Raw genomic sequence first — 13155 nt, forward strand, 5'->3', positions numbered from 1 at the left:
CCCCTTACAACAACCGATCCTGCAACCGAGATATGCGTATTTTGCAAGGCGTTAAACTGCGCCCCAAAACGAAACCGCCCCAGCCGCGAATAAACGCGCTAGGGCGGTGAATCTCCGCCAAAGCCCCCAATGGCGAGACACGAGATTAATAGCATGAGTCGCGTCCGGGTAAACGTTGTCAAGGGGCGCCGATGATAGAAAGAAGCGCACTATGTCAAAATGGCAACAATGGGGCAAAGGGTGGGCTCCAGTTGCGCTGACATCCAGAAGGAAAGCTTTGAGAACAAATGGAAATGGCGGCAAATCTGCTGCCATTCCAAATCCGTCATAACGGTGGCGATTGCTCAATGCGCAATCATGATATGGCGCACGGCAGTATAGTCCTCCAGCGCATAGATCGACATGTCCTTGCCATAGCCGGATTGTTTCAATCCGCCATGCGGCATTTCATTGGTCAGCATGAAATGGGTGTTGATCCAGGTGCAGCCATATTGCAGGCGGGCGGCGGCCTGCATGCCTTTGCTGACATCCTTGGTCCACACCGACGAGGCAAGACCGTAATCGCTGTCGTTCGCCCATTGCACGGCTTCATCGACATCGCTGAAGCGTGTGACCGAGACAACGGGGCCGAAGACTTCGCGGCGCACGATTTCATCATCCTGTGTCGCACCGGCAATAACCGTCGGCTCGAAGAAGAAGCCGTTGGCCCCGGCTGTTTTTCCGCCGGTCGTCACCTCGATATGCTTATGCTCGCGGGCGCGGGCGACAAAACTCTCAACACGATCACGCTGACGGCGGGAGATGAGCGGTCCTATCTCGTTCTGGCTGTCGTCTTCCAGATTGTAGCGGATGCTGGATACGGCGGAGGACAGATCTGCGACGAAACGGTCGTAGATACGTGCGTCGGCATAGATACGGCAGGCGGCGGTGCAGTCCTGACCGGCATTATAGTAGCCGAAAGTGCGAATACCGTTGACGACAGCTTCAATGTCCGCATCGTCGAAGACAAGGACAGGCGCTTTGCCGCCAAGCTCCAGATGGGTGCGCTTCACGCTCTTGGCCGCCGCCTGCAAGACCTTCTTGCCGGTTGCGACATCGCCGGTGATCGACACCATGTCGATACGTGGATGATTGATCAGCGCGTTGCCGACGGTTTCGCCGCGTCCCAGCACGATATTGACGACGCCCTCCGGCAGAATATCCGCCAGCAGTCTGGCCATTTTCAGTGCGGTGAGCGGCGTTTGTTCGGATGGTTTGAAAACCACCGTATTGCCGCCCGCAATGGCTGGCGCCAGCTTCCACGCCATCATCATCAGCGGATAGTTCCACGGAGCGATGGAGCCGATAATACCAACCGGATCGCGGCGGATCATCGATGTATGGTTCGGAATATATTCCGCGGCAATGGGCCCATGAAGATTGCGCACTGCGCCAGCAAAGAAGCGATAGCAATCGACGATGGCGGGAATTTCATCATTGATGACGGCATTGATCGGTTTGCCGCAATTGAGCGCCTCCAGCGTAGCAAAAGCTTCTGCATCGCGCTCAATGGCATCGGCGATCTTCAGAAGATAGTTGGAGCGCTCGCCGGGCGTGGTGCGCGACCAGCTTTTGAATGCCTTGTCGGCAGCGGCCACGGCGGCGTCGATCTGGCCGAGCGAAGCTTCCGGCAGCTTGAGAACGGTTTCGCCGGTCTTGGGATTGAGGACGTTTTCCTCGGTCTCCGTGCCAGCTTCAAAGCGTGAGCCAATCAGCATTTCGGTGTTCATGTCGTTCTCCCTTGTGTCATTTCCCGTGACCGGCGACCTGATCGCCATCGCGGGTGAGATAGTAGGCGGCGAGGATGGGCAGGAAGGTCACCAGAACCACCACCATGGCCACCACATTGGTGACGGGGCGCTGGCGGGGCCGGATCAGTTCCTGCAGCATCCAGATCGGCAGGGTCATCTGCTGGCCGCCGGTAAATGTGGTGACGATCACCTCGTCGAAAGACAATGCGAAGGCGAGCATGCCACCTGCGAGCAAGGCTGTTCCGATATTGGGCAGGATCACATAGCGGAAGGTCTGAAACCCGTTTGCGCCAAGGTCCATCGAGGCTTCGATCAGCGAGCCGGAGGTGCGCCGGAAGCGGGCCACGGCATTATTGTAGACGACCACCACGCAGAAGGTCGCGTGACCGAGCACGATGGTCCACATCGAAAACGGAATGTCGAACAGCGAGAAAGCCGAGCGCAGGGCGATGCCGGTGACAACGCCGGGCAGAGCGATAGGCAGGATGACCAGCAGTGAAATGCTTTCGCGTCCGAAGAAGTGGGTCCGGCTGACAGCCGCCGCGCAAAGCGTTCCCAGCACGAGCGCGATCACGGTCGCAATCGTGGCCACCTGCACGGAGAGCGCAAGCGACGACCATACATCGGCGCGGTTCCACGTCACGGCGAACCACTGCAGCGTGAAGCCCGGCGGCGGCCATTGATAGCTCTTCTCTTCCGTCGTGAAGGCATAGACGAAGATCAACAGGATCGGCAGATGCAGGAAGGCGAGGCCCAGTCCGGCAGCAAGCTTCAATCCGATGGAAGCGCGGTTGTTGCGATCAGAGCGCATCGAAAGCCCCCTGTTTCTTGGCGATCCAGAGATAGATGGCCATGATGACGATCGGCACGACGGAGAAGGCGGCGGCAAGCGGCACATTGCCCGCCGTTCCCTGCTGGGTGTAGACGGCCTGCCCGATGAACAGGCGCGACGAGCCAATGATCTGCGGAATGATGTAATCGCCGAGCGTCAGCGAAAAGGTGAAGATGGAGCCGGCGATGATGCCCGGCATGGCGAGCGGCATCAGCACAGTTCGGAAGGTTTGTGCCGGTGTTGCGCCGAGGTCGGACGAGGCTTCCACCAGATTGCCCGGTACGCGCTCAAGTGCTGCCTGTGTCGGCAGGATCATATAAGGCAGCCAGATATAGACGAAGACGATAAAGGTGCCGAGATAGCTGACCGACAGCGAATTGCCGCCAACGATTGGCAGGGACAGAACGCCGTCGAGCAACCAGGACAGATGCAGTTTCGCGAAGATCCAGGTCAGGATGCCTTCCTTGGCGAGGATCAGCTTCCAGGCATAGACCTTGACCAGATAGCTCGACCAGAGCGGCAGCATGATGCCGAGATAGAACAGCGCCTTCCAGCGGCCGCGTGCATAGCGGGCGGCATAATAGGCGATGGGGAAGGCGACGAAGGCAGATGCAACCGTCACAAGCGCCGCCATCAGCACCGTGCGGATGATGATGTCGAGATTGGCGGAATTTAAAAGCTGCGCATAGGTGGCGAGCGTGAAATTATAGTCGATCAGCCCGGAAAAATCGTCGACCGAGAAGAAGCTCTGCAAGAGCAGAGCGATCAGCGAACCGATATAGATGATGCCCAGCCACAAAAGCGGCGGCGTGAGCATGAGAAACAAGAGCAGTCCCGGACGACGCCAGAACAGGTCGGAGAGGCGACCGAGCGTCCCGCCGCGCTGCGGCATGATGGAGGTCGGGTTTGCTCCGGAATTTCCGAGTGTGGAAGCCTGCGCGCCGTTCATGCTGCCTGATCCATGTAATGAACATCAATCGGATTCCAGACGATTCGGATATCTGATCCGGTCTCCGGGACGCTTGCGCCAGCGGGCAGCATGACATGCAGTCTTGTGCCTTCGGCTTCCACACCGAGACGCGTGGCGGAACCCAGAAAACTGGCGGTTGCGATCCGCGCTGCAACGCCCACCTTATCGCCCTTGTCTGCAAGGCGAATGGATTCCGGTCGGAGGCTGGCCCAGCGCCGTTCGCCGCCAAATGCGGCCATGATTTCGGGTGCGACGACATTGGACGAACCGACGAAATCCGCAACGAAGCGGTTTTGTGGGCGGTTATAGATTTCCTGCGGTGTTCCGGCCTGAACGATACGCCCATTGTTGAAGACCGCGATGCGGTCGGCCATGGACAAGGCCTCGCCCTGATCATGGGTCACAAAAACGAAGGTGATGCCGAGCGCTTTTTGCAGGCTCTTCAGCTCTTCCTGCATCTGCTCGCGTAATTTGAGGTCGAGCGCGCCAAGCGGCTCGTCGAGAAGCAGCACTTTCGGCTTGTTGACGAGGGCACGCGCCAGCGCGACGCGCTGCCGCTGCCCGCCGGAAAGCTGGCTTGGCTTGCGCGCGCCATAGCCGGGCAGTTTGACCAGCTCCAGCATGTCCTCGGCGGCGCGGTGGCGTTCGGCCTTGCCAGTGCCGCGCACCATCAGCCCATAGGCCACATTGTCCAGAATGCTGAGATGCGGGAACAGCGCATAATCCTGAAACACCGTGTTGACGTTGCGACGATAGGGCGGCACGCCGCCAGCGCTTTCGCCAAAAATCTCTATTCTGCCATCGGTCGGCTGTTCGAAGCCTGCGATCAACCGCAGGCAGGTCGTCTTGCCGGAACCGGAAGGGCCGAGCATGGCAAAGAATTCGCCGGGCGCGATGGTCAGGTTGACGTGATCGACGGCGCGTACTTCGCCGAAGTGCCGGCTCACATTTTCAAAACGAACTGCTGCTGTCATGGTTCTATCCATCGTGGAGAGCGCCTGCATTTGTTTGCCATGCGGTCGCATCTGTCCGTTCCCTTCCTTCAGCTGAAGGAAGGGGAATGATCTTCGTGCTTATGATAGTCGATGTCAGCGACCGCCAATGACGCCGATATAATCCGACACCCAGCGATGATAGGGCACGCATTCGCCCTGGCTTTCGCATTTGGCTGTCGGTGTGCGCCAGAAGCTGATCTTGGCAAAATTGTCGTAACCGTTGGTGGCACAGCCTTCGTCGGTCAGGAGCGCATTGCCCTTACAGGCCGCCGGAACAGATGGCACCGCCCCGAACCATGCGGCGGCGTCGCCCTGAACTTTCGGTTTCAGCGAATGCTCGAACCACTTGTAGGCGCAATTGGGGTGCTCGCTATCCACGTGGAGCATAGTGGTGTCGGCCCAGCCGGTCGCGCCTTCCTCCGGGAAGGTCGAGCCGACCTTGGCATTTTCCGACTTCAGCAGATTGACCTGGAACGGCCAGGAACCGGAAGCCACGACGCCTTCATTCTTGAAGTCATCGATCTGGATCATGGCGTCATGCCAGTAGCGGCTGACGAGCTTGCGCTGCCCGCGCAGAAGATCGAGCGCTGCCTTGTATTGGTCTTCGTTGAGTTCGTACGGGTTCTTGATGCCGAGTTCCGGCTTGTGCTTCATGAGGTAAAGCGCGGCGTCGGCGATATAGATTGGCCCGTCATAGGCCTGCACGCGGCCCTTGTTGGACTTGCCGTCCGGCAGGGTCTGTTCTTCGAATACGACGTTCCAGCTCTTCGGCGCTTCGCCCTTGAAGACGTCGGTATTATACATCAGCACGTTCGGTCCCCAGAGATAGGGCACGCCGTAATGCACGTCCTTGACGGTGAACCAAGGCGCATTCTGCAGCCGTTCGTCCACGGTTTTCCAGCTGGGGATGAGGTCGGTATTGATTGGCTGCACGCGCTTGCCAGCCACGAGGCGCAGCGAGGCGTCGCCGGAAGCGGTGACGAGGTCGAAGCCGCCTTCATTCATCAGCGCCACCATTTCGTCGGAGGTGGCAGCGGTTTTCACGCTGACCTTGCAGCCGGTTTCCTTCTCGAAATCGGTGACCCAGTCGTAATTCTTGTCGGTTTCGCCGCGTTCGATATAGCCCGCCCAGGCCACGATGCTCAGCGCGCCTTCCCCTTCGCCAATTGCTTTCAGCGGTTCGGCGGCAATGGCCTGCGTGGCAAAGCTCGCGACGGCCATCAAAGCGGTACAGGATTGCAGAAATTTTCTCATCGACCACTCCCGTTTTATTCACATTCAGTGATTTTGTTCCCGGAACGGATGGTGTGCTGAAACCCTGCCTTTCGCAAATTCATTTATCGGAAAGCTGGTATCGATTTTTCCGATATCGGAGGTTAACGCAGTCGGCCAGAGCGGGCGGCTTCAGCAATGCCGATAAAGTCCCGTGCGGATTGCGGCAGGCTGGACCCCTTGCGCCAGGCCATGCCGATCTGCACGACGGGCAACGATCCCGAAACATCGCGGCTTTCGATCCGGTCGCCTTCCAGCGACCATGGGCGATAGACAAGATCGGGGAGGAGGGCTATGCCCGCGCCCGTGGCGACGAGGCTGCGCACGGCTTCCACCGAACGGGTGCGAAAGGCCACATGCGGGCGCGCGCCAAGAGCGGCCAGAAGCTTGCCGGTGTTTTCCTCGATTTCATCCACCGTCAGCATAATCAGCGGTTCTCTTGCGATATCGCTCACCGAAATGCTGTCGATGGAGACGAGTTCATGGCCGAGGGGTAACCACAGCCGATAGGGCGAGGTTTCGAGAATTTCCGCATGCAGCGCCATGCGGTCGCGCAGGTTGGAAATCACCATCACCGCCACATCCAGTTCACCACCGACCAGCAAATGTTCCAGATAGGAGCCGTTGTCTTCAATGGCGCTGATTTCGACGCCCGGAAAAGCCCGACGATAGCGCGCGAGCAGGTCGGACAGCACATAGCCCGCAACCAGCGATGTCACGCCCAGATTGAGCTTGCCCTTCTCCTGAATGCGCTGGTCGGCGAAAGAGCGGCGGGCGTCCGACACGCCGGTCAAAATCTTGGTGGCATGGCGCAGAAACTGATGGCCGTTGTGAGTCACTGTCAGGCCACGCGGATGGCGCTCGAAAAGCTCGACATTGAGGTCGGTTTCCAGCTCCTTGATCGCTTCCGTGACAGAAGACTGTGAAATCGACAGCTTTTGCGCCGCACGGGTGACGGACCCTTGCTCCGCAACTGCAACGAAATACTGTAACTGCCTTAATGTAAACGCCATTTCGGCAGTTAACCGTGACCAGAGAAGGATTGCAAGAGTGGTGGATAGGGAACTAAAAGCGGGTGAATTGGCTAGCGTTGTATGCTAGTTTTGCAACACTGATGGATGAACAGCTAAAATAAAAATAAATTCACTTTCTTATTTCAACCAGTTTGAGTAGTGGCCTGCGCCAATAGCGGTCTTCTTCACCCGCAGTGAACGGTTCGACGACAGATAATGCCTCATTGCAGGCAAGCGTGCCGCCTAACGCGTATAATTGCCCGTTGATGCTCGACCTTTGGTCAGTGAGTGTTAAAAATGAACTATGAAAATCGTGGCGCTGGTCACGGCGAAGCCGCAGCGACGACAAGCGATAAGGGGCTGCCCATCGACAATGCGCAGGTAAAAAGGGCGCAGGCCGAGGCGGATCATCTCCCCGCTCGCAGACAGATTCTGACCGGTGCCGATTTTGCCGAGCCGGGAAAGCCGGGCGAGCGGCTGGACCTGTTTTTTGAGCAGTTGGCCGACAAGTTTTCGGATTCGGTCGCCGTTGTTTCCGACGGGCGCAACTGGACCTATCAGGAACTCGACAACCGTGCCAACCAGTTTGCGCGTCTGCTGATCGAACGCGGCGTTCGTCCGGGCGACCGCATCGGCCTGCTGCTGGACCGCTCCGCCGACACTTACATTGCGCTGCTCGCTGTCATGAAGGCGGGCGCGGCCTATGTGCCGCTGGCAACCGCTTTTCCGGAAGATCGCATGGCCCTCATCATCGAGGATGCCAATGTAAAACTCGTCATTTCGCTTGAAGCCTATACGGCCCGCGTCGCACAGATGCCCGTGCCGCATGTGCTCATTGATGGGGCGGGCGCGGAAATTTCAAAACAGTCGGTTGCGCCGCTGGACAAGGATGCGAGAGCGGCAAATCCGGATCAGATCTGCTATATCCTCTATACATCTGGAACGACGGGCAGGCCGAAAGGCGTCGCGATCCTGCATCAGAGCTTCTGCAACTTCCTGCGCGTCGCGGCGATGTCTTATGGCTACAAGCCGGGAGACCGTGTCTATCACGGCATGACCATCGCCTTCGACTTCTCGGCGGAAGAATATTGGGTGCCGTTTACCGCTGGCGCGACCGTGGTGCCCGCACCGGGCCCGATGACGCTGGTGGGTGAAGAGCTCGCCGATTTTCTGCGGGCGAATGACATCAACTGCATAGCGTGCAGCCCGACGCTGCTGTCTTCCATTGAAACCGATGTGCCGAAGCTGCGCCTGCTGATGGTGGGCGGCGAAGCCTGCCCGCTCAATCTGGTAACGCGCTGGACAAAGCCGGGGCGTCTGCTTCTCAACACCTATGGTCCGACGGAAGCGACCGTCACGGCCACCATGGGTGTTCTGACGCCTGATAAGCCGGTGACTATCGGCGCGCCTCTGCCGACCTATTCGATTGTCATCATCGAGCCGACAGAGCCGAAGCTGACCGACCCGGATGAGCTGGGCGAAATCGGTATCGCCGGTATCGGGCTTGCGGTCGGGTATCTCAACCGGCAGGATCTGACCGATCAGAAATTCATCCCCGATTTCATCGGCCTGCCCAACAACCCGTCCGCCCGCATCTACCGCACGGGTGATCTGGGACGCATCAATGCCGCGGGCGAGATCGAGTATCACGGGCGTATCGATACGCAGGTGAAAATCCGTGGCTACCGCATCGAGCTTGGCGAGATCGAAGCCGTTCTGCTTGATCAGCCGGGCGTTGCACAGGCCGCGGTCACCACCTGGGAAATCGAGCCGGGCCGCGTGGAACTGGTCGCCTATTATGCGCCGAAGTCTGGCGTGCCCCCGCTGCAGCGCGCAGATATTGCGCGCGAGCTGAAGCGCCGCCTGCCGTCCTACATGGTTCCCGCCTATCTCGAAGAGCTGGCGGCCATTCCGATGACGGTTTCCAACAAGGCCGATCTAAAGCGCCTGCCGAAGCCCACCAATGTGCGTCTGTCGGCGGAGCGGGAAATCGTGCCGCCGAGCAATGACGATCAACGCTTCATGGCGGACGCGCTGGCGGAAGTGCTCAATCTGGATGAGGTATCGGTCGAGGATCATTTCTTCGACGATCTGGGCGCGAATTCCCTGCTCATGGCGCGTTTCTGCGCCCGCGTGCGCACTGCGCAGGGCTGGGAAACAGCGTCGATGCGGGATATCTACCTGCATCCGACCATTGCAAGCCTCGCCACGCATCTCCATGCGCCGCAGCAGAAAACGGCGGCGACCGTCGAGCGCCAGCTCACCCACAAGGCTTCCAATTTCGCTTACTGGGCCTGCGGCTTGGCACAGCTCGCTTTCTATGGGGTCTACGCCTATATCGCGCTGGTCTTCTTCGATGGCGGTCTCGACTGGGTTTACGATGCGCTCGACAACCCGCTTCAGCTCTATTTCCGATGCGTCGTGCTGGCGGCGGCAAGCTTCTTCGCGACGACGGGTTTTGCCATTGTTGCAAAATGGGTGCTGATCGGGCGGTGGAAGACGGAAAGCTTCCCGATCTGGGGCTTGCGTTACTACCGCTTCTGGGTGGTGAAGACGTTGATCCGCACTGCGCCGGTGGTCCTGTTTCGCGGCAATCCGCTCTATAGCCTTTATCTGCGGCTTCTCGGCGCGAAGCTTGGCCGCAACACGGCCATTGAATGCCGGGCGATTCCGGTTTGTACCGACCTGATTTCCATCGGTGAGAATTCCATTTTGCGTCGCGAATCCAATATTCTCGGTTTCAAAGCGGAAAGCGGCTATATCCACACCGGCTCGATCACCATCGGCGACGGCGCTTTTGTGGGCGTCGGCTCCACCATCGATATTGACACCAAAATCGGTAATGGCGCGCAGCTTGGCCATGCGTCGTCCTTGCAGCGCGGTCAAAGCATTCCCGATGGCGAACATTGGCATGGCTCGCCCGCCGCACCGACCACGGCGGATTATTGCAAGGTGCGCAGCATCACCCTGTCCAAAACCCGGCGCATCATCTTCGAGATCGTGCAGCTGGTCGGGCTGTTCATGCTGGTCACGCCGTTCCCGTTCCTGTTTCACAGCTACTGGCAGAATGTCGGCGACGACTATCAGGAAACCATCGGCATCGTGGCGATTGGCACGACCGTCACACTGTTTGGCCTGCTCGCGGCCTCGTTCATTGCAGCGGTTGCAGTTCCTCGTCTGGCCAGCCTGTTCTTGAAGCCGAACCGCACCTATACGCTTTACGGTTTTCACTATTGGCTCCAGTCGATGGTGGAACTGGCCAGCAATTCACGCCTTCTCAATCTGCTGTTCGGCGATAGCTCGGCGGTGGTGCATTATATGCGTGCCATTGGCTGGAACCTGAACAAGGTGGTACAGACCGGGTCCAATTTCGGCACCAATCAGCAGCATGAAAACCCGCTTCTGTGCGAAATCGGCAGCCAGACCATGGTGTCGGATGGTCTGTTCATGATCAACACGCACAAATCGGCGGCCACGTTCCGGCTGGAACATACAAAGGTCGGCGAGCGGAATTATTTCGGCAATAACATCTTCTATCCATCCGATGGGCGGACCGGCGATAACTGCTTGCTCGGCACCAAGGTTATGGTTCCGATTGAGGGGCCTGTGCGCGAGAATGTGGGGCTTCTGGGGTCGCCTTGCTTCGAAATCCCACGCATGGTCAATCGCGACAAGGAGCTGATCGCCAATATCGAGGAAGATGACCGCCTGCGCCGTTTGCGCCGCAAGAACTTCCATAATTTCCGCACCGGCCTGATGTTCCTGGCGGAACAATGGTTGATGCTGTTTGCAACGCTGGCGATCTGGGATCGTGCTCTTAACTATTATGACGACTGGAAGTACAACGCGCTTTTTGTCGCCGTGGTGCTGACGGCGGGCATTGCGATACCGTTCTATATCTTCATCGAACGCCTTTCGCTGGGCTTCGGCAGGCTGAAGCCGCGCATGACGACGATTTATGATGAAGCCTTCTGGCGGCATGAGCGCCATTGGAAACTGTCGGATTCGCCGATCACGCAGCTTTTCGCCGGAACGCCGTTCCGCCCGATGATCCTGCGCTGCCTCGGCGTGAAGGTCGGTCGCCGCGTTTATGACGGTGGCGCGAATCTGACCGAACGTTCGCTGGTCGAAATCGGCGACGATGCGACCCTGAATGAAGGTTGCGTGATCCAGCCGCACTCGCTGGAGGAGGGCGCTTTCAAGTCCGACTTCATCCGTATCGGCAATGGCTGCACGCTCGGACCATCGGCATTCGTGCATTACGGTGTGGTGATGGGCGATGGCTCCATCGTGGATGTCGATTCCTTCGTGATGAAGGGTGAGGTGCTTGAGCCTTATTCCGTCTGGCGTGGCAATCCGGCCAAGCTCAACCGTTTCGTCGTCCCGGTGACGAAGGACGGAACGGTGCTGGCCAATGTCAAACAGGCGGCAGGTTCTGCCGCTCTTCGCCCGGCGGAGGCAGCCACTTGACCGATCCTGTCACAAGCGCTGGCGCTGTGCGGCTCCAATCCGTAACCGACGAGTTGCGGTCACGGATTGCCGCGCTGGAGCTTGCGCCTGGACAGGAAAATCTTGTCGCGGATAATGCATGCTCGCTGGACGAGGCCGACGAGGATGAAGATGCCCGGCCACGCGCTGTTTTTGCAGATGGCGAGCTGGTCGGATTCCTCATGTATGATGCGACGAGCGATGACGACAATGCGCAGATTTATCGCTTCATGATTGACCGCGCTTTTCAGGGGCGCGGCTATGGAAAGGCCGCATTGCAGCTGGTGCTGGCCGAGATCAAGGCGCTCGATCACATACGTCGCGTTTCCATCTGCTACGAGCCGGAAAACGAAGGCGCACGCCAGCTTTATGCCAAGGCAGGCTTTGTTGAAGATGGTATCGATGAAGATGGCGAGATGATCGCTCATCTCGACCTTCGGGACTGATGAAACGGTTATGGCGCGCATCGATCCGTTGGAAATTGCGCTGAACCAGGCCATGCAGGCGATAGCGCCGCAGGGCGTTTCAATCGCTTGTCGGATCATTCAGCCTGGGGATGAAACACACCTGCTTGCCGATGAGAACGCAGCGCTTCCGACACGAAATCCCGGTCAGCGTCGTGCCAGCGGGACGGCACGCATTGCAGCGCGTGAATTGCTTGAAATACATGGCAAAGGTGATCTTGCGATTTTGCGCGGTGCTTCCGGTGAGCCGATCTGGCCAGCGGGCATTGTTGGCTCCCTCGCTCATGACGACGATATGGCCGTCGCGGCTGTGGCAAGCAGTGCCGATTTTCTCTTGGTCGGGATTGATGTGGAACCGGCTGTTCCCCTGCCGGAGGATATTGCCGCGCTGGTGAAGCAGCCGGGTGACCGCTTGCCTGAAGGCGCAGCCGATGCAGATCGTATTTTGTTTTGCGCCAAGGAAGCGGTCTACAAGGCGGTCTATCCGCTAGATCGCGTAGTACTGAACTATGACGACATTATCGTCGATCTTCTGCAAGGTCATGCACATACCACGACGGGCAGAACGGTCCGGGTCGCCTTTTGCCGCATGCCGAAAATTGTGGCGCTAGCTTATCTCTAAAAAGCATCGAAGGCCGGAACCTGGCGGGCTTCCGGCCTTCGACATGTGTGGAGACGTATCAGGAATGAGCTGATACGAACTCCGACATTCTGACGATCAGGAAGGTGCCGACGGTCGCACCCGCATCCTGAAGACCGATGGTCTTTTCCTGGAAAGCTGCTGCCTTGCCGTGCTGGGCAACCAGAGACTTGGTTGCTTCCAGCGCGTCTTCGGCCGCCTTGGCCGTCGCAGCCAGCGCGTCGGGCAGGGAAGCACCGGCGGCAGCCTGTGCTTCAAGCGTGACAGCAATCGGGTCGAGGACGTCGAGCAAGGTCTTGTCGCCGACCTTGGCTTTGCCGCGTTCTGCAACGCCGTCGCGATAAGCGCGCCAGAAGGCGGCGACTTCCGCTGTGCCCAGTTCTTCGGCGCCTTCGGTCGCCTTGCTTGCGCGCAGGAAGCCCGTTGCCGTCAGCGTTCCCATGGTGGACGGGGCGACGCGCGCCATCGTGGCGCCAGCGAGACGCAGCAGCTTCGCAATGCCGGCAGCTTCGCCTTCTGCGGCGGTTGCTTCTGCAGCAGCTGCGAAAGCCTTGCTCATGGTGATGCCCAGATCGCTATCGCCGACCTTGCCGTCGAGCGAGATCAGGAAGTCGCGCTGTTCCGCGAAAAGCTGCTTCCAGCTGTCGAACAGATTGATGAGATCGGAAGCCTTGATGGAGTTCATGGCGTC

10 protein-coding genes are annotated in these 13155 nt (G+C 58.7%); 3 read left to right on the forward strand and 7 right to left on the reverse strand.

Annotated elements, in window-relative coordinates:
* Positions 1-344: 344 nt before the first annotated feature.
* The 6 genes from JAU75_RS09205 to JAU75_RS09230 all read right to left on the reverse strand — a co-directional run bounded on the left by JAU75_RS09205 (position 345) and on the right by JAU75_RS09230 (position 6872).
* Positions 345-1769 (reverse strand): gamma-aminobutyraldehyde dehydrogenase, encoded by a 1425-nt coding sequence (locus JAU75_RS09205; RefSeq protein ID WP_199056209.1) that lies wholly within the window; start codon positions 1767-1769, stop codon positions 345-347.
* A 16-nt stretch (positions 1770-1785) separates the two neighbouring features.
* Positions 1786-2601: an ABC transporter permease gene (locus JAU75_RS09210; protein ID WP_199056210.1), complete on the reverse strand. Its 816-nt coding sequence runs from the start codon at positions 2599-2601 to the stop codon at positions 1786-1788.
* Positions 2591-3571, reverse strand: coding sequence for an ABC transporter permease (locus JAU75_RS09215; protein WP_199056211.1), 981 nt, complete (start codon positions 3569-3571; stop codon positions 2591-2593). The genes JAU75_RS09210 and JAU75_RS09215 overlap by 11 nt, the downstream gene beginning before the upstream one ends.
* Positions 3568-4566, reverse strand: a complete 999-nt coding sequence (locus JAU75_RS09220; protein ID WP_199056212.1) for an ABC transporter ATP-binding protein — start codon at positions 4564-4566, stop codon at positions 3568-3570. The genes JAU75_RS09215 and JAU75_RS09220 overlap by 4 nt, the downstream gene beginning before the upstream one ends.
* A 114-nt stretch (positions 4567-4680) precedes the next feature.
* Entirely contained in the window at positions 4681-5841 is a 1161-nt protein-coding gene (locus JAU75_RS09225) for an ABC transporter substrate-binding protein (protein ID WP_199056213.1), read from the reverse strand.
* A gap of 122 nt (positions 5842-5963) precedes the next feature.
* Positions 5964-6872, reverse strand: coding sequence for a LysR family transcriptional regulator (locus tag JAU75_RS09230; protein ID WP_199056214.1), 909 nt, complete (start codon positions 6870-6872; stop codon positions 5964-5966).
* A gap of 297 nt (positions 6873-7169) precedes the next feature.
* Between JAU75_RS09230 and JAU75_RS09235 the strand changes: the two genes are divergently transcribed.
* From JAU75_RS09235 to JAU75_RS09245, 3 genes are read left to right on the forward strand one after another with little or no spacing between them, the layout of a single operon-like run.
* Positions 7170-11342: a Pls/PosA family non-ribosomal peptide synthetase gene (locus JAU75_RS09235; protein WP_199056215.1), complete on the forward strand. Its 4173-nt coding sequence runs from the start codon at positions 7170-7172 to the stop codon at positions 11340-11342.
* The gene (locus JAU75_RS09240; protein WP_210339249.1) at positions 11339-11806 is read left to right on the forward strand and encodes a GNAT family N-acetyltransferase; all 468 of its coding nucleotides are present in this window, start codon (positions 11339-11341) and stop codon (positions 11804-11806) included. The genes JAU75_RS09235 and JAU75_RS09240 overlap by 4 nt, the downstream gene beginning before the upstream one ends.
* Positions 11807-11816: 10 nt before the next feature.
* Positions 11817-12446, forward strand: coding sequence for a 4'-phosphopantetheinyl transferase superfamily protein (locus JAU75_RS09245; RefSeq protein ID WP_199056216.1), 630 nt, complete (start codon positions 11817-11819; stop codon positions 12444-12446).
* Positions 12447-12504: 58 nt separating this feature from the next.
* Here the strand turns inward: JAU75_RS09245 and JAU75_RS09250 are convergent, their stop codons facing one another.
* Complete coding sequence (locus tag JAU75_RS09250) at positions 12505-13149, reverse strand: dihydroxyacetone kinase subunit L (protein WP_199056217.1); 645 nt, start codon at positions 13147-13149, stop codon at positions 12505-12507.
* Between the last annotated feature and the right edge of the window lie 6 nt (positions 13150-13155).

It is taken from the genome of Ochrobactrum sp. Q0168 (assembly GCF_016427605.1).
Lineage (GTDB): Bacteria > Pseudomonadota > Alphaproteobacteria > Rhizobiales > Rhizobiaceae > Brucella.